Consider the following 26478-nt stretch of genomic DNA (forward strand, 5'->3'; position numbering starts at 1 on the left):
GGCACCAATGCCCCCTGCGCGCCCCCTGGCGCGTCAGCCGCGCCGTCAGCCGCGCCAGATGGGCTCGCGGTGCTCGAACGCCGCCCGCAGGTCCGGCTCCCCGATCGCGCGGACGCCGCGTACGGCGACCGTGGTGAGGTACGTCCGGTCGTCCGCGCCGCCCGTGTGCCGGGCGAGGGTGCCCAGCAGCCGCTGTCCGGCCGGGGAGGCCCAGCGCGAGTACGGGTGGATCTCGACGCGCGCGATGGCCAGGCAGCTCAGGGAGAGCGCCAGCGGCAGCCCGAACCAGAGGGCGACCAGATGGCGGGGCATGTCGGCGGCGCCCGGCATGAGCAGCGCGGTCGCGCCGAGCACGAGGACGGCCGCCGCGGCGAACTGCACCTGGCGGACCGCCGCCGCGATACCGGTGCGGGCTCCGTCGGGCACCGCGAGGCCCGCCCGCACGAGCCGTTCCGCGAGACTGCCCACGGCTTCCGCGCCCGCGGCGGCGTCCCGCACCGGGGCTATCCGGGACTGGCCCTCGGGCCCGATGGCGCCTATGACGGAGCGTTCGATGTCGTCCCGGCCGCGCGGGTCGACCACCGTCGCCCAGCCCGTGTGCGCGAGCAGCAGCCGCTGCTGGCGGGCCATGGAGACCAGGGTCAGGTCGGCGACCCGCCGGGGCCCGCCCGACAGGAACGCGGCCTCGTACAGCGTCAGATCGTGTTCGCGGCCCGCGTTCACGTCCGCGGCCGCCGCGTGTACGGCGGCCAGGCACAGCCGGGTGCAGGCGGTGCCGGCGACGGCCCAGGCCAGCAGCAGGAGAAGGACCCAGAACATGCCGTGTTTCTATGCCAAAGGCCTGTTTGAACGCCATGCCTTATTCACGATACGGACGGAGCGTTGCGGGGATGTGACGTTCCGGTCAGTCCTCCGGAGGCCGTCTCACCGGCGGCTCAGGGACCGCCGTATCCGCGCCAGCCGCGAGGGCGAACGCGGGGCCGGGCCCGAGCGGTCCAGCCACCACTCCCGCAGGTCCTCGCGGACCGTGGCGTCCAACGTCCCTTCGCGGTCCAGCAGTTGTCCGGCGAAGTGGAGCGCGTCGCGTCGATAGCCGCTGGTCATCGGGGTGCGCTGGGCGTAGGCGAGAAAGGTCGGACGGTACTTCGGGCCGAGGATCACGGGCAGTTCGGGCGCGACCTTCGCCACCACGTCCGCCCGCTTCCCGGCGAGCGCCCGCGCCTGCACGCCGAGGCGGGTGCGGTCGAACCCCTCGGGCACGGGCGTCCCGGCGACCAGCGCGGAGAGCAACGCGGTCTGGGCGAGGGCGAGACGGTCCCGGGCGGCGGGGGAGGCCGGTTCGACCTTGGTGGCGGGTGCGGCAGCGGCAGCGCACGCGGATGCGGATGCGGTCCGCGCGACGCCTCGGGGAGCGCCGCCCTTGTCGACGGCCGCCCGGATGTCCGCCAGCTCCCGCTCCAGCTCGGCAGGTTCCGGGAAGTTCTCGTCGCGCTCCAGCAGGACGCCGGGCGGCGCGATCCGGGAGGCCAGGTCGGTGAGGATGTCCAGAACGGGGCGCGGGACCGGGTGGGCGTGGCTGTCGTGCCAGACTCCGTCCCGCTCGAAACCGCCCGCGACATGGACGTACGCGAGGGCCTCCAGGGGGAGTTCGGCGAGCGCCACGGCGGGGTCCTCGCCCCGGTTGACGTGGTTGGTGTGCAGGTTGGCGACGTCGATGAGCAGCCGTACGCCGGTGCGGTCGGCGAGGTCGTACAGGAACTGCCCCTCGGTCATCTCCTCGCCCGGCCAGGAGATCAGCGCGGCGATGTTCTCGACGGCGAGCGGGACGGGCAGCGCGTCCTGGGCGATCCGGACGTTCTCGCACAGCACGTCGAGCGCGTCCCGGGTGCGCGGCACCGGCAGCAGATGGCCCGCCTCCAGCGGCGGGGAGGCGGTGAGCGGGCCGCCCGCCCGGACGAACGCGATGTGCTCGGTGACCAGCGGCGCGCCCAGCGCCTCGGCCCGCTCGGCGAGGGCGGTCAGGCGTCCCTCGTCGGGCCGGTCCGCGCCACCGAGTCCGAGCGAGACTCCGTGCGGGACGACGGTGACCCCGCGCTCGCGCAGCCGTAGCAGCGACTCGGGCAGATGCCCGGGGCACACGTTCTCGGCGACGACCTCGACCCAGTCGATCCCCGGCATCCGCTCCACGGCGTCCGCGATCTCCGGCCGCCACCCGATCCCCGTACCCAGTCGCCTCATGATCGTCCCCCTTCTTCACGCGCGTGGAAGGGGTATGGCCGCGCCCGAGGGCGGTGAATCCCCCGGGCCGGGGCTTCAGAGCAACATTTGAGGTTGGCCGCTAGCGCAGCGCCGGGTGATCGGCGACCACCGTGCACGAACCCGGGGCGATCTCCGTGAAGCCCGCGTCCCGGACGACGGGCAGGCCGCTCGTGGTCAGGCCCGGCCAGCGGTCCGGGGCGGCCGCGCGTACGGCGAGCGGGAAGCCCGCGTCCCGCCAGGCCGCGCGCTCCTCGTCGGACAGCTCCCACCAGGCGAGCTGGGCCCCGTGCCCGGCCTGGGCCATCGCCTTCCCCGCCGACATGCCGAGCTCGGGGTTGAGCCAGAGCACCGGCGCCGTGGCGTCCGCGGCCACCGGCGGCTCCGGGTCGTCGAGCTCGGTGCCGGATACCTGCAGCTTGGCCAGCTCCTTGGGCCAGCCGTCCAACGGCACCGGCGGAAACACCCGCACCTGAGCCGACTTCCCCGTCACGGTGATCCCGGGCAGGGCCTCGGCCCGCCGCCACTCGGCCCCGCGAGCCCGCCGTACGACCTTGCGAATCCGGGCGTCCTGCCAGTCCCGCACGGCCGAGGCCCATTCCCCGTCCCCGACGGACCGCTCGTCCGCGAGCATCACCAGCACGGCGCGGGCGGCGGTCTCCAGAGCGTCGGTCCGGGCGGGCGGAGCGTCCCGCTCGATACGGACGACGAGGGGCAGGACGAACTGGGGCGCGTCATCGCGGGCGTCGGTTTCATGGCTCACCCCTCCCAGTCTGCCAGTCCGAAGATCGACGCCCGACGCGGTACGACAGGATGACCGCATGCGACGCGATCTTCGTCTGGACAACGTGGGCCGCCGCTACGGCCTGCGCGGCCCGTGGGTCTTACGCGCGGTCACCCTGGCCGTGGCCCCGGGCACCCTGACTCGGGTGGAAGGAGCGAACGGCACCGGGAAGTCCACCTTCCTGCGCCTGCTCGCCGGCATCGACAGACCGACGGAGGGCCGCATCAGTGGCCGGCCGAGCACGGCCTACGTCCCCGAGCGCTTCCCCACGGCCCTCCCCTTCACGGCCCTCGGCTACCTCACCCACCTGGGCACGGTCCACGGCCTGTCCCGTGCGTCGGCCAAACGCGCCGCGGGCGACTGGCTGGAGCGCTTCGGCGCGGCCGGCTACGCCCGTACGCCCATGGCCCAGCTCTCCAAGGGCAGCAGTCAGAAGGTCGCCGTCGCCCAGGCCCTGCTCGCCGACCCCGAGCTGCTCGTCCTGGACGAGGCCTGGACCGGCCTCGACACCGACGCCCGCGCCGAACTGGAACGAGCCGTGGCGGAGCGCACCGCCGCCGGGGCATCCGTGGTCTTCGTCGACCACGACCCGCGCCGCCTCGCCGGAGTCCCGGACGTGATCTGCACGGTCCGCGACGGTGCCGTCGACCGCCGTACCCAGCAGCCGGCTTCGCCGGAATCCGGCCCGCGGAGCGTCGTCCTGGCCCGGGGCCCGAGCGGCGGAGCGCTCCCCGCCGAGGCCCTACGGCTCCCGCTCACGTCCATCGAGGAGACGACCCCGGGCACGTACCGCCTCGCGGTCCCCGCCTCCCACTCCGACGTCCTGCTCCGAGCCCTGCTGACGGCCCGCCCGCCGTGGCACGTGGTGGCCGTGGGCAGCGAGGACACCGAATGACAGCACTTCTGCGCTACCAGACCGCCCTGCTCCTGCGCTCCCAGCGCTGGCTGCCGCCGTTCCTGCTGTACGCCGTGTTCCTGGCCGTGGGCGTCCAGGGCGGCGAGCCGGTCCTGGACTCGCTCGGCTACGCGTGCGCGGCCCTGCTGCCGGTCGCCGCCTGGCTGGTACGGGTCTGCGTCACCAACGAGCCGCCCGCCGCGCGCAGTTGTGTGTCCGCGGCCGTGGGACCGGGGCGGGCGCACCTGGCCCCGCTCCTGGTGGCACTGCTCGCGGCGGCGCTCCTGGGCACCCTCGCGACCGTCGCGGTGACGCTGATCAGTGCCCCGACGACGGCCGACCACCGGACCGCCGTGCCCCGGCTGCCCGCGGGCGCCGCCGGACTGCTCGCCGCGTGGGTCTGCGCCCTGCTCGGCACGGCCGTCGGCGCTCTCACGAACCGGCCGCTGCTGCGCACGACCGGCCGCGCGGTGCCCGCGATGCTCCTGGCCGCCCTGCTGTCCGTGGTGATGACCGGCTCCCCGGCGCAGGCGGCGGTCAGCGGACTGGTCACCGGATCCCGCTCGGGCACGGTCCCGCTGCCTCTGCTCCCGCTGGCCGGGGCGGCCCTGTTCACGGCCGCGGCGATCGCCGCGGCCTGCGCGCTCAGCTCCCGCCGGTCACCCTGAGCAGGAGGTCCGCTCGGCCTCCCGCCACTCGCACACGGGACAGAACGTGATGCCCTTGTACGACTCCGGGTACTCGGTCGGCTCCCGGCACAGCACACACTCCGCGTACGGCGGCCCGTCCGCCTTGGGCGGCTTGGTCGCGTCGGCGATCGTGCAGTAGTCGCTATCGCTCATGCGTCCAGCGTAGGGCGATCAGCGCCGGTCCTGGGCGGCCCCGACCAGCTCGGACACCTTGACGAACCGGAAGCCCTGGCGCCGCAGCTCGGGCACGATCGTGCGGACGGCGCGTTCGGTGGCCGGGGCGGCGCTGCGAGTGCAGTGCATGACGACGACCGACCCCGGCCGCACCCCCTCCAGCACCTGCCGGGCCACGGCACCGGCGTCCGTGGCGAACGCGTCCCCGCTCACCACGTCCCACTGCACCGCGGTCACCCCGGCCGGGGTCAGCGCCTTCAGCGCCCGCCGGTCGTAACACCCGCCGGGGAACCGGAAGTACGGCATCGCGTCCGGCACCCCGGCCGCGCGGAAGGCGGCGTAGGCCCGCTCGACGTCGGCCCGCATCCGGCCCTCGGAGACGGTCGGCAGCCCGTAGCAGTCGTCGGTGAAGGCGTAGTGGCTGTAGGAGTGGTTGGCCACCTCGAAGAGCGGGTCCCGTCCGATCTCCCGTGCCTGCCGGGAGTACTCCTCGGCCCATCGTCCGGTCATGAACACGGTCGCCGGCACCTTCAGCTCGCGCAGCGCCGAGATCAGCCCCGGGTTGTCGAACCGCTCCCCACCCGCCGCCCGGGGCCCCTGATCGGCCGTCATGTCGGCGTCGAAGGTGAGGGCGACGGTCTTGTCCGGCGTCCGGGGACCGTTGCTGAAGACCGGCGTCAGACCGGCGGGCCCCGGTGCGAGCGTCGGCGGCCTCGACGGTGCCGCGGAGGTGGCGGACGGGGCCGGACGGGCGGCCCGGGGCGCCTCGGGCTCGGCCCCGCAGGCGGCGAGGGCGGTGAGCGCGGCACCGAGGACACCGACGGCGGTGACACGGCGTACGGAAGTGATCACCGTACGAACATAAGAGGATTAATCACCCATACCGGGTATGACGACTGCCGGGCGGGTGGATATCACCCGCCCGGCAGTCCGCGCAGCCGTTCCGTCTGCTCGCCGCCGACCCTGGTCATGCGCTCGAGATACCGCTCGACCACCGCGAGTTCGTCGTCGGTGAACTCCTCCAGGGCCTGGTCGAAGGCCTGGCCCGGGTTCTCCCAGGCGGCCTCGATCTCCGGGCTGCGGTCCGGGGTGAGGCGGACCAGCGTCTTGCGCCGGTCGTGCGCGTCCGGCCGCCGCGCGGCCGCCGTGACCGCGGTGCGGATTCCGTTCGGCATGACTGACCCCTGGGCGACATGATGGCTGCGTCACGCAGATTGTCCGTGACGGGCCGGGTGCCGGCTACCTCCGCCAGGGGCCCGTGACCGCGAAGGTCGTGCCCGGGGTGTAGCAGTTGACGAACATCGTCTCGCCGTCGGGGGAGAACGTGACCCCGGCGAACTCACCCCATTCGGGGGCTTCTGGGGTGCCGATGTTCTGTGCGTTGCGGGCCATGGCGTACACCTCGCCGTGCCGGGTGACCCCGTAGACGTGCTGGGCGCCGTTGCCGTCCTCGCAGACCATGAGGCCGCCGCTGGGGGCCAGGCAGATGTTGTCGGGGGACTCGCCGGGGAGTTGGACGTCCGTGCCGGGGCCGAAGACGATCACGAGGGTCAGCCGGCGCCGGGCGGGGTCGTAGCGCCAGATCTGGCCGTAGTGGTCGGCCGCCGAGCCCTCGGAGCTGCGGGCGAACGACGAGACGAAGTAGACCGAGCGGCCACCCCAGTAGCAGCCCTCCAGCTTCTGCGCGTGGGTGATGCCCCGGCGGCCGAAGTCCTGGAGCCGGATGGGGGTTTCGGCCGCCAGGGGGTCCGGTACGTCCGCCCACTCGATGCCGTCGAAGCTCGTGCCCGGCTCCTGGACCGACGACAGGTCCGGTACGCCCGGCACCCGCATCGCCTGGAGCCGGCCGCCCGCGCGCAGCGAACCGCGGCCGCCCAGCGGCCGGTCGGGGAGGAAGCGGTAGAACAGGCCGAACGGCTTCTGGAAGGCGTCCTCGGTCTCGTACACGATGCCCGTTCCCGGGTCCACGGCGATCGCCTCGTGCTGGAAGCGGCCCATCGCGGTGAGCGGTACCGCGCCGCTGCGGTGCGGGTCGGCCGGGTCCACCTCGAAGATGAAGCCGTGGTCCTTGGTGTAACCGTTGGTGCCTGCCTTGTCCTCGGTCTCCTCGCAGGTCAGCCAGGTGTTCCAAGGGGTCGGCCCGCCCGCGCAGTTGACGGCCGTACCGGCGATGGCGACCCGCTCGGACAGGACCCGGCCACGGGGGTCCAGGGTCAGCGCCGTACAGCCGCCCTTGCCCTCCGGGTCGTACGTCAGCCCCTCGGCCGTGGGGACGGGCAGCCTCGCGGTGTTGCGGTTCTCGTGGTTGCGGACCAGGTGGAGCCGGCCCTGGCGGCCGGGCAGGGCGGTCATGCCGTCGTGGTTCGAGGGCACCTTGCCCTCACCGGAGCGCATGGGGTCGCCCTCGCGGGACAGCACGCGGTAGCGGAAACCTTCCGGCAGGTCCAGCAGACCCTTCGGGTCGGGGACCAGCGGGCCGTAGCCCGTGTGACCCAGGGGTTGCGCCGCCGCGGTGCCGGCGAAGAGTTCGCCGAGACTTCCGGCGAAGCCGATCGAGACGCCCAAGGCGCCGGTGCGGGCGAGCAGTTGACGGCGGGTCTGATTGCCGTTCTCGGGCATGGCGGAACCTTCCTGCTGGCGGACAGGACTTTGGTGACGCCGTGTCTACCATCTGGTTCCGGCCAGGTGAACCACGCGCGTAGAGCGTGTTCACTTTCCTTCGCGGAGCTCCGGCGGGTGCTGGGCCTTCTCCAGGAAGCGCAACAGCTCGACCGGGAACGGCAGCACCAGCGTCGAGTTCTTCTCCGCCGCCACCGCCACCACCGTCTGGAGCAGGCGCAACTGGAGTGCCGACGGGGTGTCCTCCATCTGCTGCGCGGCCTCGGCGAGCTTCTTCGACGCCTGGAGCTCCGCGTCGGCGTTGATCACGCGGGCACGACGCTCACGGTCGGCCTCGGCCTGGCGGGCCATGGAGCGCTTCATGGTCTCCGGCAGCGAGACGTCCTTGATCTCGACCCGGTCGACCTGCACACCCCAGCCCACCGCCGGGCTGTCGATCATCAGCTCCAGGCCCTGGTTGAGCTTCTCGCGGTTGGAGAGCAGATCGTCCAGCTCGCTCTTGCCGATGATCGAGCGCAGGGAGGTCTGTGCCATCTGGGAGACGGCGAAGCGGTAGTCCTCGACCTTGATGAGGGCGCTCGCCGCGTCGATCACCTTGAAGTAGACGACCGCGTCCACCCGCACGGTGACGTTGTCCCGGGTGATGCCCTCCTGGGCCGGCACCGGCATGGTGACGATCTGCATGTTGACCTTGTGGAGCCGGTCCACCACCGGGACGACCAGCGTGAAGCCGGGCTGTCGCACATCGCCCCGGAGCCGGCCGAGGCGCAGGACGACTCCGCGCTCGTACTGCTTGACGACCCTGGCCGCCGCGGCGAGGTACACCGCGCTCACGGAAGCCGCCGTCGCGGCCGCCACCAGCAGTTCTTCGAGCATGACGACCTCCTCGTCCAGAGGCCTGCGAAGCGCCCTTCTTGTAACGATATGCCCGGCGCCCGGATTCAGGACACGTGCGGTCCGCGATCGGACGCCGGGCCGGTTCGCTCAGGTCAGGGCGCGGTGACCTTCACCGGTTCCGTATCGGCGTCGCTGTGCCGTTCCGCCCAGTTCTCCAGGGCCGTGCGGCAGGCGTGGTCCAGGTGGTGCAGCCCCGACAGGTCCAGCTCCACCGGACGGTCCTGGGGCAGTGCCTCCAGGCTGTCGAGGATCTTCGGCAGCCGGAGGAAGGTGGCGTTGCCCGACAGATGCGCCTGGACCGGGCCCGCTCCCTTGTCGACGATCTCCAGCTTGAGGTGCGAGGCCTCCCAGGCGGTCTTGGCGACCGAGAGGGCCAGACCGATCAGGACGCCCTCGAACATGTTCACCGCGACGATCGAGACGGCGGTGACCACGAGGATCAGTGCCTCACCCCGGTGCCCCCGCCACAGCGAGACGACCCCGCGGAAGGGGATCAGTTTCCATCCGGCGTGGACCAGGATGCCCGCCAGCGCGGGCAGCGGGATCAGCGCCAGCGCGGAGGGCAGCAGTGCCGCGAACAGCAGCAGCCACACGCCGTGCAGTACCCGGGAGGCCTTCGTCCGGGCGCCCGCCTGGACGTTGGCGGAGCTGCGCACGATCACCGCCGTCATCGGCAGCGCGCCGAGGGCGCCGCAGACCGTGTTGCCCACGCCCTGGGCCATGAGCTCCTTGTCGTACTCGGTGCGCGGCCCGTCGTGCAGCCGGTCCACCGCGGCGGCGCTGAACAGCGACTCGGCGGAGGCGATCAGGGTGAACGCCAGCACCGTGCCGAGCAGTGCCGGATCGGCGAGCTCCCCGAAGGCCTCGGCGCCGGGCGGCTGAATGGAATCGAGCAGACCCCGCACCTCCACACTGGCCGTCGGCAGATCGAGGACGAGGACCGCCAGTGTGGCCAGGACGACCGCGGCGAGCGCTCCCGGCACCATCCGCGCCTTCTCCGGCAGCCGCTTCCACAGCACCATCACCGCGACGGTGCCCGCGCCGACCGCGAGCGAGGCCAGGGCCTCGGTGTCGCCGAGCGCGTCGGCCGCCGCGCCGGGCAGCCCGAGGATCTTGTCGAGACCGGAGGCGGGTGCCTTGAGACCGGCCGCCGCGTAGAGCTGACCGGCGATGATCACCAGACCGATGCCGGCGAGCATGCCCTCGACGACGGACACGGATATCGCGCGGAACCAGCGCCCCAGCTTCAGGGCACCCATGGCCAGTTGGAGCAGTCCGGCGGCCAGCACGATCACCCCGAGCGCCGGCAGCCCGAACTCCCGCACGGCCTCGAAGACCAGCACGGTCAGGCCCGCCGCCGGGCCCGACACCTGGAGGCTGCTGCCCCGCATCAGACCGGTGACGATGCCGCCCACGATGCCGGTGACCAGGCCCAGTTCGGCCGGGACGCCGGAGGCGACGGCCACGCCCACGCAGAGCGGGAGCGCGACCAGGAAGACGACCAGGGAGGCGGCGAAGTCCTGCCGCAGGTGGGGGTATTTGGTCATCGCCGTGCTCACAGCGCCTCGAACGTGTCGGTGTCCGACCGGTGTTCGCGCACGGCACCGGTGTGGACCTCGTAGTACCAGGCGTGCAGGGTCAGTTGACGTTCCTTCAGCTTCTTCTCGATGAACGGGTAGGACCGCAGCCGCAGTACCTGGGCCAGGACATGGCTCTGCACGCCCTCGGCCACGGCCGGGTCCCCGGCCGCTCCGGTCGGGCGCGGGGTGGCGTGGGTGAGCCAGTCGCGCACGGCGGGCACGGCGTCCAGGTCGTCGCCGCGCACCAGCGCGCCGACGGCACCGCAGTGGGAGTGGCCGCAGACCACGATGTCGTCGACGCCGAGGACCTCCACGGCGTACTCGATGGTGGCCGCCTCGCTGGTGGGGTGCTCGGAGGCGTACGGCGGGACGATGTTGCCCGCGGTGCGCAGCTCGAAGAGCTGGCCGGGGCGGGCGCCCGTGATCAGGGCCGGTACGACCCGGGAGTCGGAGCAGGTGATGAAGAGGACCTGCGGGGACTGGCCTTCGGCGAGTTTGGCGAACTCCTCAGGGCGCTGTCCGAAGCTACGGGCGTTGTCGATGAGGGGCTGCATAGGTGATCCTCCTGGCGCGCGGCGATGGCGCGTCGGTGTGGGCAGGACACGGCGGAGCGGGACGTGGGGTGCCGCTGCGCCTCTCAGCGGCGGAAGACCTGGCCGGCCGCGCGTATGAATCCGGGCTTGGCTCTGGCCTGTGCATCACTGGGCGTGTGCGCTTGTGCGAAGGGTGCGCCGGGAGTGAAGAACCGGAGGAGGAGCGGGGCGGCGTCGAAGGCCGACATCACGCTCCAGGGGGTCGTACCTCGGAACATGCGCCCCCCTCCGGACAGTTCGCACCTCTTGTGCGCCCCAACACTTGGTCAACCGCTGGTCAAGAAACACGTTAACCCTGCAAAGTTGTTTGCAGGGTTAACTTAACGTTTCGTGCTGAAGAGAGCCTGAAATGCGCGCACGAATGGCGGGAACGGGCTCTTGACCGGGCTGAGTTGCCGGGCTAGGGGGCCTCGGTGAGTCCCTTCGCGTCCCGGGCCAGCGCGGTGAGCCGGGAGATCGCGCGGAAGTACTTCTTGCGGTAGCCGCCCTTCAGCATCTCCTCGCTGAAGAGCTGATCGAACGGCAGCCCCGAGGCCAGCACCGGCACTTCACGGTCGTAGAGCCGGTCCGCGAGCACGACGAGCCGCAGCGCCGTCGACTGGTCCGGAACCGGCTGCACGCCGGTCAGGCACACGGCCTTCAGGCCGTCGGTCAGGGCGCCGTACCGGCTCGGGTGGACCCGTGCCAGGTGTTCCAGCAGTCGCGGGAAGGCGTCGAGCGAGGCGCCCTCGGTGGCGTGCGCCGCCCTGGTCACCTCGTCCTCGCCGAACGGCGCCGGTGCCGCGGGCAGCCCGCGGTGCCGGTAGTCCTCGCCGTCGATGCGCAGCGGACGGAAGTGCGCCGAGAGGCCCTGGATCTCGCGCAGGAAGTCCGCCGCCGCGAAGCGGCCCTCGCCCAGCTTGCCCGGGAGGGTGTTGGAGGTGGCGGCCAGGGCGACCCCGGCGTCGACCAGCTTGCCGAGCAGGGTGGAGACGAGGACGGTGTCGCCGGGGTCGTCGAGCTCGAACTCGTCGATGCACAGGAGGCGGTGGCCGGAGAGCGTCTTCACCGTCTGCTGGAAGCCCAGGGCGCCGACGAGGTTGGTCAGCTCCACGAAGGTGCCGAAGGCCTTGAGGGAGGGCTCGGCGGGGGTGGCGTGCCAGAGGGAGGCGAGCAGATGGGTCTTGCCGACGCCGTAGCCGCCGTCGAGGTAGACGCCCCGGGGGCCCGCCGGGGTCTTGGGGGCCTTGGGCCTGCCGAAGCCGAGGAAGCCGCGCTTGCCGGTGCCGGTCGCGTGCGCTCCGCCGAGGCCGGCCGCGAAGGTCTCCAGCACCCGGACCGCCTCGGTCTGGCTGGGCTGGTTCGGGTCCGGGAGGTAGGTACCGAAGCGGACCGAGTCGAAGCGGGGTGGGGGGACCATCTCGGCCACCAGGCTTTCCGCGGGGACGTGCGGTTCTCTGGCGCAGAGGGAGATCGGGGCGGCTTCGGCTATGCGGGCGGTCACGGTTGTCGATTTTAGAGGGTGGGGGGAGGAGCGCTCCGTCCCGTGCCCGCCCCGCGCCCCTTCATGTCCGTTCCTCGTGTGAAATTTTCATCGGATACGTGTGCTTCCCTCCGTGGAACACTGCCCGCATGCGACGCCTGTTCCCTGTGACCGATCCGACAGCCCCCGACGCGAACGCCGACCGGGAGTGGGGTCTCGACGAGCTCGCCGAGGCCTACGCCTATCCCGGCTCCGACGAGCCCTGGCTGCGCGCCAACATGGTCTCCACGCTCGACGGGGCCGCCCAGTACGACGGCAAGTCGCAGCCGATCTCCAGCGCGGCCGACATGCGGATCTTCGGCACCCTGCGGGCGCTGGCGGATGTCGTGGTGGTCGGGGCGCAGACGGTACGGCAGGAGGGGTACCGGCCGGCCCGCGCGCGGGCGGAGTTCGCGGCGCGGCGGGAGGCCGCCGGGCAGGCACCCGCGCCGGCCATCGCGGTGGTCACGGCCGGCCTCGACCTGGACTTCTCCCTTCCGCTGTTCACCTCGCCGCTGGTGCCGACGATCATCCTGACCGGGGCCGCGGCGCCCGCGGAGCGGAGGATCGCGGCGGAGCGGGCGGGCGCGCGCGTGGTGATCGCCGGGGACGGCGCCGGGGTCGAGCCCGCCCGTGCCGTACGGGCCCTCGCGGGCCTTGGACACCGGCGGCTGCTCACCGAGGGCGGGCCCCGGCTGCTCGGGCAGTTCGTGGCGGCCGGCGTGCTCGACGAGATCTGTCTGACCGTGTCTCCGATGCTCACGGCGGGGAACGCGCAACGCATCGCCGACGGTCCCGCGGTGCCGGAGCCCCGCACCTTCGCACTGGTGTCCCTGCTGGAGGAGGAGGGCTTTCTCTTCAGCCGGTACGGGCGCTCCGGCACGGCGGCTTCGACGGCGTGATCCCGTAACGGCGGAATCATCCGTTCCGTTTAGCTTCCGGCGGGCACACTAAAACTCGCAGTCCCCGTGCGATCACGGGGCAGGATGGTTTCCGCAGGGCTTCCACGGCCCTGCAGGAGAAGGGGCGCCTGGTGTTCAGAAGCGTATTGATGATCGAGAAGGCCCTGACGTCCGCGGACGTGGAGTTCGTCACCACGTTGCACGGGGACGAGCCGGTCTCCTTCCACGTGCTGCTCCAGCCGCGCGGCGACCAGGCCGATCGCCTGCTGCGGGCCATCGACGACGTGGCGCTGGGGGAGCTGGACGAGGCGGCACGGGAGGGGGAGACGCCGGAGGGCGAGGAGGCGAAGGGGTTCGGGGAGCGCGCCCTGGAGGTGTCCCTCCAGGCGCTGCGGGGCTCCGGGAACGAGGCGGACGGACGGCTGATCGAGGATCACCCGCTGGACGCGCTGAAGTCCCTGGTGGAGGAGACCGGGGCGGACGAGGTGATCGTCCTGACCGATCCGCACTACGTCGAGGAGTTCTTCCACCGGGACTGGGCCTCCCGGGCCCGGCACAAGGTGGGAGTGCCGGTGCTGAAGCTGTTCTCGCACAGCAAGGCGTAGGTCCTCGGCGGGCCGTCGCACCCCATAGGCTGGGGGCACCTTCATCGTCGTACCGGATCTTGGGAGATACGCACATGGCACCCGGCCTTCCCCCCGCCATGGACCGACCGCACTTCATCGGCATCGGCGGCGCCGGAATGTCGGGGATCGCGAAGATCCTGGCGCAGCGTGGGGCCGTCGTGGCGGGCAGTGACGCCAAGGAGTCGGCCACCGCAGAGGCGCTGCGGGCGCTGGGCGCGACCGTGCACATCGGGCACGCCGCGCGGCACCTCGCCGACGACGCGAGCTGTGTCGTCGTGTCGTCGGCGATCCGGAGCGACAACCCCGAGCTGGTCCGCGCGGCCGAGCTGGGGATTCCGGTGGTGCACCGGTCCGACGCGCTCGCCGCGCTGATGGACGGGCTGCGGCCGATCGCGGTCGCCGGTACCCACGGCAAGACGACCACCACCTCGATGCTGGCCGTCTCGCTGAGCGCGCTCGGGCTGAACCCGTCGTACGCGATCGGCGGGGACCTGGACGCGCCCGGCTCCAACGCGCTGCACGGCGACGGCGAGATCTTCGTCGCCGAGGCGGACGAGTCGGACCGCAGCTTCCACAAGTACGCGCCCGAGGTGGCGATCGTGCTCAACGTGGAGCTGGACCACCACGCGAACTACGCCTCGATGGACGAGATCTACGAGTCCTTCGAGACCTTCGCGGGCCGGATCGTGCCCGGCGGCACCCTGGTGATCTCCGCCGACCACGAGGGCGCGCGCGAGCTGACCCGGCGCCTGGAGGGCGTGCGGGTGGTGACCTACGGCGAGTCCGCCGACGCCGATGTGCGGGTGCTCTCCGTCGTCGCCCAGGGGCTCAGGAGCGAGGTGACCGTCGTGCTGGACGGTCAGGAGCTCACCTTCACCGTCTCCGTGCCCGGCCGGCACTACGCGCACAACGCCGTCGCCGCCCTGGCCGCAGGCGCCGCGCTCGGCGTGCCGGCCGCGGAGCTGGCGCCCGCGATCGCCGCGTACACCGGCGTCAAGCGGCGGCTCCAGCTCAAGGGCGAGGCCGCCGGGGTGCAGGTCATCGACTCCTACGCGCACCACCCGACGGAGATGACGGCGGACCTGGAGGCCATGCGTGCCGCCGCCGGTGACGCCCGGATCCTGGTCGTCTTCCAGCCCCACCTCTTCTCCCGGACGCAGGAGCTGGGCAAGGAGATGGGCCAGTCGCTCGCCCTCGCGGACGCCTCGCTGGTGCTGGACATCTACCCGGCCCGGGAGGACCCGATCCCCGGGGTCACCAGCGAGCTGATCATCGACGCGGCCCGGGTGGCGGGCGCCGACGTGACGCCGGTGCGCGACAAGGGCGAAGTGGCGTCCGTGGTGGCGGGAATGGCGAAGCCCGGTGATCTCGTTCTCACCATGGGCGCGGGCGACGTGACGGACCTCGGCCCGCAGATCCTGGACCGCCTGTCGAAGTAAGGGGCTGAGGCTCATGTCGTACGACGTCGAGAAGCCGGACGAGCAGTGGCGCGCGGAACTGACGCCGGCCGAGTACGCGGTGCTGCGGCAGGCCGGTACGGAGCCGGCGTTCACCGGTGAGTACACCGACACCAAGACCGAGGGCGTGTACTCCTGTCGCGCCTGCGGTGCCGAACTGTTCACCTCGGCCACCAAGTTCGAGTCCCACTGCGGCTGGCCGTCGTTCTTCGACCCGAAGGACACCGACGCGGTGGAGCTGCTCAGCGACACCTCGCACGGCATGGTCCGCACGGAGGTGCGGTGTGCGCGGTGCGGATCTCACCTCGGGCATGTGTTCGAGGGTGAGGGGTATGCGACGCCGACCGATCAGCGGTACTGCATCAACAGCATCTCGCTGCGGCTGACGCCGGCCGAGGGCTGACGGGACTCGGAGGGCGTGCAGGGCTCATAGGGCACCCCAGAACGTACAGGCGTTCGAACTGAAGAAATCTGGTCGTTACCTGTTCCGGTTCGGGGTGCTTTTAGGGTGGTAGTTGTGGCGCGATCGTTCGAGTCGTTTCAGAGTCCGGCGACCGCCGAGCCGGCCGATTCCGCCGGCTCGGCCCCATGGGGTGCCGGCGGATCCCAGCTGAGCGCGCTGCGCTCGGCCGCCGCCCGGATCGGCACCACCCTGGACGAGGACACCACCTGCGCCGAGCTGACCCAGGAGGTCGCCAGGCAGGTGGGGGCCGCGGTGGCGGTGCTCCGCGACCGCGGCGAGGCCGGCTGCGAGTACCAGGCCGTCGTCGGCAACCCCGCGGTGCTGCCCGACCCCGGCTGGGCCGCCGAGGTAGCCCGCAGGACCGGCGAGAAGGGCGGCGCCGTACGGCTGACCTCCGGCGGCTCCCGGCCCGCGCTGTGCGTCCCGCTCGCCGTGCACACCCACCGCTACGGCATCCTGGTCTGCGCCCGCGAGGGGGCACCCTTCACCCACGCCGAAGAGGAACTGGTGACGTTCCTCGGCGAGCGCGCCGCCGCGAACATCCGGCACGCCCGCGAGCACGACGCCGTCAGCGGCATCGTCGGCAGGCTCCAGCGCGCTCTGCTCGCCGAACCCGGCCGCCCGCACCCCAACCTCGACGTGGCCATCCGCTATCTGCCGGTCGGCCGGCGCGCCCTGGTCGGCGGCGACTGGTGCGAGACCGTACGGCTGCACTTCGGCCGTACGCTCCTCGTCGTCGGCGATGTGATGGGGCACGACATGACCGCCTACCGGTCGGCCCTGCGCTACATAGCCTCCGCCGACCTCCCGCCGCACCGGGTGCTGCGCCAGCTCGACGACATCGCCTCCGCAGAGCCGGACCGCCGCCCGGCCACCTGCCTCATCGCCCGCGTGGACCCCGTGCGCGGCCTGGTCACCCTGGCCAGCGCCGGCCATCTGCCGCCCGCCGTGATCGACGCCGACGGCACGGTCTCGCTGATCCCGGTGCCCGTCGGCCCGCCGCTCGGCACCGGCCTCGGCGGCTACGAACCCGCCACCCACCGTCTCGACCCCTCCCAGGCGCTCGTGCTCTTCACCGACGGGCTCGTCGAGCGCCGTGGCGAGGACATCGACGCCTCCCTGGACCGGCTCGCCCGGCTCCGCTTCTCCCCCTCCACCGGGGTCCAGGACGTCCTCGACACCGTGCTCGCCCGCCTCGACGCCCGGCACGCCGAGGACGACGTCGCGGTCCTCGCCGCCCGCCTCCAGCACCGCTCGGGGCCCACCGCGCCGCCCTGACCGTCAGTGGCCGACCGGCGGGGTGAAACAGCCGGTCTCCAGGTAGGGCCCGTTGGCCGAGGCGCCGTAGTTCGACTCCTGGACGAACGCCGTGACGCAGGCGTCGGGATGGACCCACAGCCCGATCATGGCGCCCTCCGGGGTGACGTACTCACCGTTCTCGTACCGCGAGCGCAGCTCCCGCACCTCGAGGGTCCCGCCGAGCAGCTTGCCGCTTCGCGTCACGCGCCGCTCCTCGTAGCCGAGCCGGAGCAGGGCCGCCCGTACCGACTCGGGGTCCCATTTCCCCTGCTTCCACAGCTTCTCGAGCACCGGCTCGATGCGCGCCGCCTCCCGCCGGGCGTCCTCCTCGTGCGCGGCGGACATGTCCCGGGGCTGACGGTGGGCGTTGTTCTCGTTGTAGTGCGGGGCGCCGTCCCCGGCGCCCGGCTCGACGTACGGGGAGGCTCCCGAGGCGCTGGGCGTGGGCGTGGCCGCCGCGTCGGGGGACCGCAGCTCCCCGCAGGCGGTCAGGGCGAGACAGGGGGTCAGAGCGAGGGCAAGAAAGGCGCGGCGCAAGGGAGTCGAGGTGGCCATGGGGCGATTGTGCCGGGCCTTCCGCCGCGCCGGATGAGTACCCGTACTCAGTCAGAGCACCTTCCGGTGCACCAGCGCCGACAGCATGAGCACGCCCGGCACCAGCGGCAGCCACACCGTCAGGACGCGGTAGCCGATCACGGTCGCCGTGGCCGGGCCCAGGGCCGCGCCCATGGCGACCATCGTGAACACCAGGGCCGCGTCCACCGGACCGATCCCGCCCGGCGCCGGCACGGCCCCGACGGCGGTACTCGCGGCGAGGAACGCGAACACCATCTGCGCCCACGACAGCGGCAGCCCCAGCGAGGCCCCGACCGACGCCACCACGCCCGCCTGGAGCAACGGCGTGGCGGCCGCCCCGCCCCACAGCGCCAGCACCCGGCTCGGCATGGTGTGCAGCCGCCGGGCGTCGGTCAGCGCGGTGCGCACGAACCCGAGACAGCCGTGGCGCAGCGGCCGTACGAAGGCCAAGAGCAGGGCCAGGGTGGTCAGTACGGTGCCCACGATCACGCCGACCAGCAGCAGCGTTCCGCCGTCCGGGACCAGGCCGTCCAGGCGGATCAGCTCCGGGGCGGCCAGCAGCAGGCCGAGCAGGACGACCGTCTTCGCGATCGGCTTGACCAGGGAGTACAGGGCGAGCGAGGCGGCGGCCCGGGGCAGGGGTATGCCCTGGCCCTGGAGGAAGCGCAGGGTGACGGCGTGGGCGCCGATGCTCGCCGGGAGCACATGGTTGGCGGCGCCCGCGGCGAACTGGGAGGCGACCAGCAGCAGGGGCGGCAGCCGCTCGGGGAGCGCCCCCTGCCGGACCACGGCGGCGGCCACCCAGGTCAGACAGGTGAAGGCGACGCCGACCAGCAGCCACCAGGGATCGGCCGTGGTCAGCCGGGCGGCCCCGTCGTACAGGCCGCGCCAGTCGGCCGCGAGCCAGACGCCGATCAGCAGGAGCGGCAGGACGGTCAGCACATGGCGGGCGAGACGGGTGGGGGAGGGGGCGTACCAGCGGGCCGGGGAGGGGACCTGGGCGGCACTGGCGGGAGCGGCGGCGGGGAGCGGGAGAAGGGACATGGGGCACGTCGTCCTTCCGCGTCACGCCCACGCGGCGCAGGGCGGACGGATCTCAGGGCGAAGCAGTGGGGACGAGCGAAAGGTGCCCGCCCGACATGACGTCGCGGAGTCCTGAAACCGACGCTTCACCGAAGAAACGGAACAGGACGCGCGCCGCGCCCCCGCGGCGGCGTCCCGTGCGACACCGGTGATCATGTCCTGAAGGGGCCGCCCCGCGCCTGTGGGACGGCCCCTCCGGCTGTGATGTCAGACCTTGCGGCCCACTCCGCAGTACGCGTCGACGGCGACCTCGGCGGTCTGGGCGCCGGTCTCCTCCGGCCGCCACTTCGTGACCTGGACGACGCCCGGGTCCACCAGCTCCAGGCCGTCGAAGAAGGCGCCGATCTCCCCCACGCTGCGCACGTAGTACGGCACCGCGCCGCTCGCGTTGTACGCCTCCGAGGCGGCGATCATGCCCTCGCTGGTGGCCGTGCTGTCGCTGATCACCAGGTAGCTGCCGGCGGGCAGGCCCGCCATGAGCTGCCGCACCAGGTCGCGGGCCTGCGCGTGGTCGGCGACATGGCCCAGGGTGTTGAGGATCATCAGGGCGACCGGCTGCGAGAGGTCGAGGGTCTCCGCGGCGGCCTCCAGCACGGCCTTCGGGTCGTACAGGTTGGCGTCCAGATACGCCGTGCGGCCCTCGGGGGTGCTGGTGAGCAGGGCGTTGGCGTGGGCCAGCACGATCGGGTCGTTGTCGACGTACACGATCCGCGCGTCCGGGGCGACGCGCTGGGCCACCTCGTGGGTGTTGTCGGCGGTGGGCAGCCCGGTGCCGATGTCCAGGAACTGGCGGATGCCCTGCTCCCCGGCCAGATGGCGCACGGCACGCCCCAGGAAGTGCCGGCTGGTGACGGCCACGTCGACCAGGCCCGGGAAGATCTCCTTGATCTCGTCGCCGATCTCCCGGTCGACCTCGTAGTTGTCCTTGCCGCCGACGAAGTAGTTCCAGAAGCGCGCGGAGTGCGGCTTCGTCGTGTCGATGCGGGCGCGTATCTCCATCGACGCGCGGATCTGGGGATCGACGTCCGACACGGTGCGGCCTCCTGCGGTGGCTTCGTTGATCAGGTGGAGCCCAACTTAGGCGAACTGACTTTCGCCGTACGCGGCTTGGGCGGTTGAAGCCCCGCGGACAGTCGATTTTCGGCCACCTCGATCGCGGTCCCGGCACGGGCGCAGACGCCCCCCAGCGCGCTGTCGGCCGGTCGGGCGCACACTGGGAATGTGCTGTCGGTGCTCTCCAGGGGGTGTCGGCCGATGGACGAGGCACGGTGCGAGCGGATACGGATGTGGCGGTGGCGGCGCAGCCCGCTGAGGCGGCGCTGCGACCTGGTCGAGGCCTGGCTGGTGCTCTGCGGCTGGGTGCTGGCGCTGGTGGGCGGGGCGCTGGCGGGCCTCGTCGCGGTCGGCGTGGTGGAGCGGTCCGCCGAGGAGCAGCGGTCGCGCAGCCGGCAGGTGTCGGCGGTGCTGGTGGAGAACGCGGACGACAAGGTGCCCGCCCGGGTCCCGGCCGACTACCGGGTGTGGGCCACGGTGCGCTGGACCGGCCCCGACGGGCAGACCCACACCGACGACGCGCGCGTTGCCCCGAGGACCAAGGCCGGGGCCACGGTCCGGGTCTGGACCGACGGCCATGGCCAGGTCACGGCCGAGCCCCTGAGCGGCGGCGAGATCCGGCTGCACGCCGTCTCCGGCGGCACGCTGGCGGCGCTGTGCACCGCCGGTCTCGTCCTCGGCTCGGTCTGGGCCGTCCGGCAGTTCATGGAGCGGCGGCGGCTGGAGCAGTGGGCCCTGGAGTGGGAACGGATCGACACCCGCAACGGCTGGAAGACCGGCTGAGCGCGGTGCGGGACGTGTGGTCCGCCCCCGTCGTCCTGCTTAACGCGGCCCCGCCCCATGCGTTAGAAAGGCGTCAGAAACAACGCGGGGAAACGATGTCGGTCAGCCCGGTGCACGGCGCGGCGGAGAGCGGGGTACCAGGGATGGCGGGGCCGGACGTGTTCGTGGAGTACCTGGACGGCTTCCCCGGCATCCTCGCCGACGCCTCCGCGACGGGCCGCCGGCTCACCCGCGCCGAGCTCGACTCCCGCCGGGGCCTGGGCGAACGGGCCGCCGAGGCCGGGCTGGGACTGCGCGCCATGGTCGCCGCGCACCTGGCCGAAACCCGCGCGTACTGGCCGACCGGGAACTCCGCCGACGCCGTGCTCGCCGCCCTGGCTCAGGCCCTGGACGCCTTCGGCGAGGGCTACGAACGGGCCCAGCGGGACGCCGTACGCCAGGAGGAGGCCGCGCGCCGGGAGTTCGTGGACGATCTGCTGTACGGCCGCAGCGACCTCGGCCGGCTGGCGCAGCGCGCGGAGCGGTACGGGCTGCGGCTCTCGCACGCCCACGCGGTCGCGGTGGCCCGCGGGCGGACCGGCTACGACGACGGCGACCCCGTCCCGCGCGAGGTGGAACGCGCGCTGATCGGCCGGTTCGGGGACCGCAGCATCCTGCTGACCACCAAGGACGGCCGGATGGTCTGCATCGCCCCCGGCAACCAGGCCGAGGTGCTCACCCACTTCGCCAAGCACGCCCATGCCGCCACCGACGGCGGCCAGGTGGCGATCGGCCGCGCCCACCCCGGACCGGTGGGCGTCGTCCAGTCCTACGAGGAGGCGCTGAACGCGCTGGACCTCGCCGAGCGCCTGGAGCTCACCGAACCGGTGCTGCACGCCGCCGACCTGCTCGTCTACCCCGTGCTCACCCGGGACCGGCAGGCGATGGCGGACCTGGTGGCCAGCGTCCTCGGCCCGCTGCGGCAGGCCCGTGGAGGCGCGCGGCCGCTGCTGGACACCCTCGCCGCCTACTTCGACTCCGGCTGTGTGGCCGCCGAGGCGGCCCGCCGGCTGTCCCTCAGCGTCCGCGCCCTCACCTACCGCCTGGAGCGGGTCCGCCAGCTCACCGGTGCGGACCCGGCCGACCCGGTGCAGCGCTACACCCTGCAGACCGCGGTGATCGGGGCCCGACTGCTGGACTGGCCGGCCAAGCCCCTGTGAGCACCGCTCACCCGACGGTTCCGCTCGGGCTCGGGGCCGGGGTCGGCGTCGGGTTCGCGGTGTTGAGGTTCAGGTCCGGGCGGGGCTTGAGGACCAGGACCGGGGAGCCGGGCTGCGGCGGGGGCGGGGTGAGCTGTTCGTTGGGCAGCTTCGGTGACGAGGTCTGCTGGAAGTTGACCTGTTCGTAGTTGACCAGGCCCGTCTTCTCCAGCACGGTGATGTGGTCCAGGACCGTGTCGTTGGTCAGGTCCGCCAACTGCCGCACCAGCGAGTTCTGCGTGTTGGCCCGGATGCTGGCGACGGCCGGGAAGATCCGGCCGTGGGCGACCCGCATGATCGTGACCGCGGTGGAGTCGAACTCCTTGCCGGTCTTGGAGTCCGCGGTCGCCACGAACTGCTGCTGCTGCGGGCTCGGCTGGTTCGGCAGGGTGATGCCGAGGTCGGGCGCGATCTTGCGGCACAGCGCGTCGAGTCCGGAGTGGCCGACGAGCAGGTGCTTGCCCACTTCCTTCATCTCCGTGGTGGTGCCACGCTCCAGCGCCATCTCGCCCAGCGGGTACTCCCACAGCCCCGCCGCCCGTACCTTCACCACGAAGTCCCGGTCCGCCTCGGTGAGGGGGCCCCACTGGGTGTTGGCGATGATGCGGGACGTGTCGGACGAGGTGTTCTCCACCCCGAGCATCGCGGGGTACGCGAGGGCGGAGAGAGTGAGCACCAGGGCGCCGCCGACGAAGACGGTTCCCGCCGTGCTGCGCGAGATGCGCATCGGACCTCCTGTAGGCGAACGGCTCGGACAACAGGAGATACGGGCGTGTCGGGCGGAACAATCATCGTGACGGGCAAAATCTCTCCTCCGTCGGGCGTGTCCTGCGTCACACTCGCCCAGCGCTTCGGCCCCTTCACGGTGTGTTGTGATGTGGGTCACAAAGGGTCTAGGGTGAAAGCGCTCGAGGGAAGTGAGGCTTTTGTCCGTTGCCTGGGACGACATCGGCGGACTCGTCGATGCCCATCAACGCTTCCTCGCCGGAGTCCACGTCGACTCGGACGTCCGGGACGCCGTGCTGGCCTCCTGGAAGCGCTGCCGATCCGCGGGGCTCCAGCCGCACCGGCTGTTCATCCCGTACGAGCCCGACGTGGCGCTCGACGAGCGGTTCCTGCGCGCCGCCGAACCGGTTCTGCGCAAGCTCGCCGACACCCTCACCGACCTCGGCACGACTATCGCGCTCTGTGACGGGCAGGGGCGGATGGTCCAGCGGCTCGGCGGCGGCCGGCGCCTGCTCGCCCGGCTCGACGCGGTCAGCTTCGCCCCCGGCTTCGACGCCTCGGAGCAGTCGGCCGGCACCAACGGCGTGGGCACCTCGCTGGTCGAGCGCGGGCCCGTCCAGATCATCGGCCGGGAACACTTCGCCGACTGCCTGCAGCCCTTCGCCTGCGTCGGCGCCCCCGTCCGGGACCCGCTCAGCGGGCGGATCGAGGCGGTGCTGGACCTGACCTGTCTGCGCGACGACGGCGACCCGGTCATGCTCCGGCTGGTCCGGGAGGCCGCCCAGGCCATCGAGGCCCGGCTGCTGGGCCAGGCCACCGAGCGGGAGCGAGCGCTGCTCGCGGCTTACCGACGGGCCGGTCACCCGAGGGGCCCGGTGCCGGACGGCGGCGCCGGGCTCGACCGTATCGACCTCGCGGTGCTGCGCGAGCGGGCCGAGGCCCTGCTCGCCTCGCCCCACCGCACGCTGGACGAGGTGACCCTGACGGGAGGGCGGGTCGCCAGCCTGCTGCGCCGCAAGGTCGTGGGCGCGGCCGGGGAGAACGGCGTCGTCGTCGAGGCGAGGGTGCTCGGCGACACCGTGTCCCTCACCCCGCCGGCACCCCCGCCCCCACCGGTACCCGTGGTCCCGCCCCTCGCCGTCGCCCCCGCCGACGGAGGCGACGGACGGGTGGTGCTGGTCGGGGAGCCCGGGGTCGGCCGGCTGGCCGTACTGGCGCGCCAGCGGCTGGAGTTGCTGCACGAGGCCGGGGCCCGGATCGGCGCCACCCTCGACGTCACCCGCACCGCCGAGGAACTGGCCGAGGTCACCGTCCCCCGGTTCGCCGACTTCACCGCCCTGGACCTGCCCGACGCCGTACTGAGCGGCGAGGAGCCGGACCGGCTCGGGGCGGACGTGCCGCTGCGCCGCGTCGCCCTGCGCAGCCGCAACGACGAGCCGCGGCTCTACCACGTCGGCGACGGCTTCGCCTACCTCGCCTCCACTCCCCAGGCCCGCAGCCTGGAGAGCGGCCGGGCCGTGCTGGAACCGGTCCTGTCCGAGGCGAGCGGCTGGTTCGCGCAGGATCCGGTACGGCTGGAACGGGTGCTCGCCGCCGGGACGCACTCCCTGATCACCGTGCCGCTGCGGGCGCGCGGCGCCACCCTCGGCGTGGTCAGCTTCTACCGCTGCGGCAACCCCACGCCCTTCGAGGAGGACGACCTCTCCCTCGCCCAGGAACTCGGCGGACGCGCCGCGATGTGCATAGACAACGCCCGCCGCTTCACCCGCGAGCACAACACCGCCCTCACCCTCCAGCGCAGCCTGCTGCCCCGGGGCCGGCCCGAGCAGAACGCCGTCGAGGTCGCCTACCGGTATCTGCCCGCCCAGGCCGAGGTGGGCGGCGACTGGTTCGACGTCATCCCGCTCTCCGGCGCCCGGGTCGCCCTGGTCGTCGGCGATGTCGTCGGGCACGGGCTGCACGCCGCCGCGACGATGGGCCGGCTGCGCACCGCCGTGCACAACTTCTGCTCCCTCGACCTGGCCCCGGACGATCTCCTCACCCACCTCGACGACCTGGTGGGCCGCCTCGACCGGAGCGAGGGCTGGGACGAGGCGAGCGCCCCCGCCGAGACCGGCGGCATCGGCGCCACCTGCCTGTTCGCCGTCTACGACCCGGTGTCCCGGCGCTGCACCCTCACCCGCGCCGGGCACCCGCTGCCCGCCGTCGTCGCCCCCGACGGCTCGGTGGAGTTCGTCGACCTGCCCTCGGGGCCGCCGCTCGGCCTCGGCGGGATGCCCTTCGAGACGGCGGAGGTCGAACTCGCCGAGGGCAGCCAGCTCGTGCTCTACACCGACGGGCTCGTCGAGGACCGGCACCGGGACATCGACACCGGCCTCGACCGGCTCCGCGACGTCCTCACCCGTCCCGGCCGCGCCCCCGAGGACACCTGCGAGGCCGTCCTCGACGCCCTGCTCCCGGCCCGGCCCAGCGACGACGTGGCCCTGCTGGTCGCCCGCACCCATGTCCTCGGACCCGACCGGGTCGCCCAGTGGGACCTGCCGAGCGACCCGGCGGTCGTCTCCCGCACGCGGGCCGCGGTCACCGAGCAGCTCGCCGTCTGGGGCTTGGAGGAGCTGGCGTTCACCACGGAACTCGTCGCGAGCGAGCTGGTCACCAACGCCATCCGGCACGCCACCGGCCCCGTCCAGCTGCGCCTGCTCCGCGACCGCGCGCTGATCTGCGAGGTCTCCGACGGCAGCGGCACCTCGCCGAGGCTGCGCCGGGCCCGCAGCGAGGACGAGGGCGGCCGCGGCCTGTTCCTCGTCGCCCAGCTCACCGAGCGCTGGGGCACCCGCTACACCCCGCACGGCAAGGTCATCTGGACCGAACAGCCCCTGCCGTGAGACCTCGCCAGCAGTCACCACCCCGTCCACAGCAGGTGGTTGACGAGCAGTGCCAGCACGGCCTGTACGGCGAGCCAGGCCCGCGGGCCGGTCAGGAGCGCGCACGACGGCAGCAGCCACAGCGCGAACGGCAGCCAGATCCGTTCCGTCTCCGCCTTGCTCATCCCGGACAGATCGGCGACGAGCATCGCCAGCAGACCGGCGAACACCAGCACCCCGAGCCGGAACTCCGGCGTGCTCTCCCGGCGCAGCAGCGCCACCCCGGCCCGCCGCAGTCCCGCCGCCGAGGCGAGGCCCACCACGAGCACCTGGCAGGCGAGGTTGGCCCACACCCAGTAGGCCTGCGGCCGGGTGCCTCCGGCGCCTTGGTGGTAACGGGTGACCAGCAGGTCGTACGCCTCCCACCAGGAGAAACCGAGCGCGGTGAAGACGATCGGGACCACCAGGAACCCGACGGACGCGAACAGCAGTGGCCGCACCCGCCGCGAGCCCAGGAACAGCACCGCCGCCGCGAGGACGACGTAGAGCGTCAGGCCGTACGACAGATAGACCGTCAGGCCGAACAGGAGACCTGAGGCGAGGCCGGTCCGGCGCGGTCGGTGGCCCGTGACCGCGAGTGCCAGCAGTGCCACCGCCCAGGTGGCCACCGCCGCGAACCAGGCGTCGGCCGAGGCGCCCAGCCACACCGCGCCCGGCGCCAGCACCAGGAACGGCGCGGCCCGGCGGGCGAGCCTCTCGTCGGCCAGGGTGCGGACGGTGACGAGGATCGCGAGGGCCGCCGTGGCGCCGGTGACGATGCACCACACACCCGCCCAGGCCCCGCCGCCCAGACCGATCCGGTCCAGGTGGACGAAGGTGAGGGTGGCCGCCGGAGGATGGCCCGCGATGTGCGCGGGCCAGTGGTCGGGGGAGCCGATCAGGATGTGGTTCGTGAAGTCCCGCAGGGTGGCCGGGATGTCGTGGAAGCGGTCGATGACCTGGAGGTACTCGTACCGGGTCGTCAGCCGGCGGGCGATGCCGCGCTGCCAGCCGTCGACCAGGGCGAGCGAGAAGGTCCAGGCCGTGCCCGCGCCCCACACGACGAGCAGCAGCCCGCGCCAGGGCAGACGGGCGGCGAGGGGCGGGCCGTACGCCACCACCGCGACCGCGACGACGATCGCCGCCGCCGTGCCGGGGCCGACGTGCGGGCCCCAGTCCGCCAGCAGCGGCGGCCAGTTGACGAACAGAGTGCCGTCGCGGTGCTCGACCGCGGTGCCGACCAGGGCGGCGGTCGCGAAGAGCAGGGCGGCGGCCGTGGCGGCGTACAGGTCGCGGAGCAGGTCTCGGGAAGGGGTGCCGGGCAGATCGCGGGAGGTGTCACGGGGCAGGTCGGGTGAGGGTGCGCGGGTCACCTCTGCAC

General features: G+C 72.8%; 26 protein-coding genes. 10 read left to right on the forward strand and 16 right to left on the reverse strand.

Annotation, left to right across the window (positions count from 1 at the left end):
* Positions 1 to 45: 45 nt before the first annotated feature.
* The 3 genes from AC068Z_RS38155 to AC068Z_RS38165 all read right to left on the reverse strand — a co-directional run bounded on the left by AC068Z_RS38155 (position 46) and on the right by AC068Z_RS38165 (position 3019).
* Complete coding sequence (locus AC068Z_RS38155) at positions 46 to 819, reverse strand: TIGR04222 domain-containing membrane protein (protein WP_478566882.1); 774 nt, start codon at positions 817 to 819, stop codon at positions 46 to 48.
* A 105-nt stretch (positions 820 to 924) separates the two neighbouring features.
* Positions 925 to 2238, reverse strand: coding sequence for an MbnB/TglH/ChrH family RiPP precursor modification enzyme (locus AC068Z_RS38160; RefSeq protein ID WP_478566885.1), 1314 nt, complete (start codon positions 2236 to 2238; stop codon positions 925 to 927).
* A gap of 100 nt (positions 2239 to 2338) precedes the next feature.
* Entirely contained in the window at positions 2339 to 3019 is a 681-nt protein-coding gene (locus AC068Z_RS38165; protein ID WP_478566888.1) for an aminoacyl-tRNA hydrolase, read from the reverse strand.
* Between the two features lie 58 nt (positions 3020 to 3077).
* Here AC068Z_RS38165 and AC068Z_RS38170 point away from each other — a divergent pair, with 58 nt between their 5' ends.
* Together AC068Z_RS38170 and AC068Z_RS38175 are read left to right on the forward strand one after the other, a co-directional pair.
* Positions 3078 to 3935, forward strand: a complete 858-nt coding sequence (locus tag AC068Z_RS38170) for an ABC transporter ATP-binding protein (RefSeq protein ID WP_478566891.1) — start codon at positions 3078 to 3080, stop codon at positions 3933 to 3935.
* Positions 3932 to 4603 carry an ABC transporter gene (locus AC068Z_RS38175; protein ID WP_478566894.1) on the forward strand — a complete coding sequence of 224 codons (672 nt, stop codon included), beginning with the start codon at positions 3932 to 3934 and terminating at the stop codon, positions 4601 to 4603. The genes AC068Z_RS38170 and AC068Z_RS38175 overlap by 4 nt, the downstream gene beginning before the upstream one ends.
* On the opposite strand, the gene AC068Z_RS38180 is transcribed toward AC068Z_RS38175, so the two are convergent.
* The 8 genes from AC068Z_RS38180 to zapE all read right to left on the reverse strand — a co-directional run bounded on the left by AC068Z_RS38180 (position 4595) and on the right by zapE (position 11970).
* Positions 4595 to 4777, reverse strand: a complete 183-nt coding sequence (locus AC068Z_RS38180; RefSeq protein ID WP_478566897.1) for a hypothetical protein — start codon at positions 4775 to 4777, stop codon at positions 4595 to 4597. The genes AC068Z_RS38175 and AC068Z_RS38180 overlap by 9 nt on opposite strands.
* An 18-nt stretch (positions 4778 to 4795) precedes the next feature.
* Positions 4796 to 5650, reverse strand: a complete 855-nt coding sequence (locus AC068Z_RS38185; protein ID WP_478566899.1) for a polysaccharide deacetylase family protein — start codon at positions 5648 to 5650, stop codon at positions 4796 to 4798.
* Between the two features lie 62 nt (positions 5651 to 5712).
* Positions 5713 to 5973 (reverse strand): hypothetical protein, encoded by a 261-nt coding sequence (locus AC068Z_RS38190; protein ID WP_478566902.1) that lies wholly within the window; start codon positions 5971 to 5973, stop codon positions 5713 to 5715.
* Between the two features lie 64 nt (positions 5974 to 6037).
* A complete protein-coding gene (locus tag AC068Z_RS38195) occupies positions 6038 to 7417 on the reverse strand; it encodes a PhoX family protein (RefSeq protein ID WP_478566905.1) in 1380 nt (459 codons plus the stop codon).
* 90 nt (positions 7418 to 7507) lie between these two features.
* Entirely contained in the window at positions 7508 to 8293 is a 786-nt protein-coding gene (locus AC068Z_RS38200; protein ID WP_478566908.1) for a slipin family protein, read from the reverse strand.
* A gap of 113 nt (positions 8294 to 8406) precedes the next feature.
* The gene (locus tag AC068Z_RS38205) at positions 8407 to 9861 is read right to left on the reverse strand and encodes a SulP family inorganic anion transporter (RefSeq protein ID WP_478566910.1); all 1455 of its coding nucleotides are present in this window, start codon (positions 9859 to 9861) and stop codon (positions 8407 to 8409) included.
* Positions 9862 to 9869: 8 nt separating this feature from the next.
* The gene (locus tag AC068Z_RS38210) at positions 9870 to 10448 is read right to left on the reverse strand and encodes a carbonic anhydrase (RefSeq protein WP_478566912.1); all 579 of its coding nucleotides are present in this window, start codon (positions 10446 to 10448) and stop codon (positions 9870 to 9872) included.
* A gap of 439 nt (positions 10449 to 10887) precedes the next feature.
* Positions 10888 to 11970, reverse strand: a complete 1083-nt coding sequence (zapE, locus tag AC068Z_RS38215; protein ID WP_478566915.1) for a cell division protein ZapE — start codon at positions 11968 to 11970, stop codon at positions 10888 to 10890.
* A gap of 128 nt (positions 11971 to 12098) precedes the next feature.
* Between zapE and AC068Z_RS38220 the strand changes: the two genes are divergently transcribed.
* From AC068Z_RS38220 to AC068Z_RS38240, 5 genes are all read left to right on the forward strand, one after another.
* A complete protein-coding gene (locus AC068Z_RS38220) occupies positions 12099 to 12890 on the forward strand; it encodes a pyrimidine reductase family protein (protein ID WP_478566917.1) in 792 nt (263 codons plus the stop codon).
* Between the two features lie 131 nt (positions 12891 to 13021).
* Complete coding sequence (locus tag AC068Z_RS38225; RefSeq protein WP_478566920.1) at positions 13022 to 13495, forward strand: indole-3-glycerol phosphate synthase; 474 nt, start codon at positions 13022 to 13024, stop codon at positions 13493 to 13495.
* A 74-nt stretch (positions 13496 to 13569) separates the two neighbouring features.
* On the forward strand, positions 13570 to 14955 hold the full coding sequence (gene murC / locus AC068Z_RS38230) for a UDP-N-acetylmuramate--L-alanine ligase (protein ID WP_478566922.1): 1386 nt from the start codon (positions 13570 to 13572) through the stop codon (positions 14953 to 14955).
* Between the two features lie 13 nt (positions 14956 to 14968).
* Positions 14969 to 15376: a peptide-methionine (R)-S-oxide reductase MsrB gene (gene msrB, locus AC068Z_RS38235; protein WP_478566925.1), complete on the forward strand. Its 408-nt coding sequence runs from the start codon at positions 14969 to 14971 to the stop codon at positions 15374 to 15376.
* Positions 15377 to 15490: 114 nt separating this feature from the next.
* Positions 15491 to 16714, forward strand: a complete 1224-nt coding sequence (locus AC068Z_RS38240; protein WP_478566928.1) for a PP2C family protein-serine/threonine phosphatase — start codon at positions 15491 to 15493, stop codon at positions 16712 to 16714.
* A 3-nt stretch (positions 16715 to 16717) separates the two neighbouring features.
* On the opposite strand, the gene AC068Z_RS38245 is transcribed toward AC068Z_RS38240, so the two are convergent.
* From AC068Z_RS38245 to AC068Z_RS38255, 3 genes are all read right to left on the reverse strand, one after another.
* A complete protein-coding gene (locus AC068Z_RS38245) occupies positions 16718 to 17290 on the reverse strand; it encodes a hypothetical protein (protein ID WP_478566931.1) in 573 nt (190 codons plus the stop codon).
* Between the two features lie 51 nt (positions 17291 to 17341).
* Positions 17342 to 18355 carry a lysylphosphatidylglycerol synthase transmembrane domain-containing protein gene (locus AC068Z_RS38250; protein WP_478566934.1) on the reverse strand — a complete coding sequence of 338 codons (1014 nt, stop codon included), beginning with the start codon at positions 18353 to 18355 and terminating at the stop codon, positions 17342 to 17344.
* A gap of 246 nt (positions 18356 to 18601) precedes the next feature.
* Positions 18602 to 19393, reverse strand: coding sequence for an SAM-dependent methyltransferase (locus AC068Z_RS38255; RefSeq protein ID WP_478567133.1), 792 nt, complete (start codon positions 19391 to 19393; stop codon positions 18602 to 18604).
* Between the two features lie 255 nt (positions 19394 to 19648).
* Here AC068Z_RS38255 and AC068Z_RS38260 point away from each other — a divergent pair, with 255 nt between their 5' ends.
* Positions 19649 to 20230, forward strand: a complete 582-nt coding sequence (locus AC068Z_RS38260; protein WP_478566937.1) for an Rv1733c family protein — start codon at positions 19649 to 19651, stop codon at positions 20228 to 20230.
* Positions 20231 to 20373: 143 nt separating this feature from the next.
* Entirely contained in the window at positions 20374 to 21429 is a 1056-nt protein-coding gene (locus AC068Z_RS38265) for a PucR family transcriptional regulator (RefSeq protein WP_478567136.1), read from the forward strand.
* Between the two features lie 7 nt (positions 21430 to 21436).
* Here the strand turns inward: AC068Z_RS38265 and AC068Z_RS38270 are convergent, their stop codons facing one another.
* A complete protein-coding gene (locus AC068Z_RS38270) occupies positions 21437 to 22195 on the reverse strand; it encodes a DUF4142 domain-containing protein (RefSeq protein WP_478566940.1) in 759 nt (252 codons plus the stop codon).
* Positions 22196 to 22394: 199 nt separating this feature from the next.
* Between AC068Z_RS38270 and AC068Z_RS38275 the strand changes: the two genes are divergently transcribed.
* Complete coding sequence (locus AC068Z_RS38275) at positions 22395 to 25079, forward strand: SpoIIE family protein phosphatase (RefSeq protein WP_478566943.1); 2685 nt, start codon at positions 22395 to 22397, stop codon at positions 25077 to 25079.
* A gap of 14 nt (positions 25080 to 25093) precedes the next feature.
* Here AC068Z_RS38275 and AC068Z_RS38280 read toward each other — a convergent pair whose 3' ends face one another.
* On the reverse strand, positions 25094 to 26446 hold the full coding sequence (locus tag AC068Z_RS38280) for a hypothetical protein (protein WP_478567138.1): 1353 nt from the start codon (positions 26444 to 26446) through the stop codon (positions 25094 to 25096).
* Between the last annotated feature and the right edge of the window lie 32 nt (positions 26447 to 26478).

This window comes from Streptomyces sp. NPDC043726 (genome assembly GCF_056436565.1).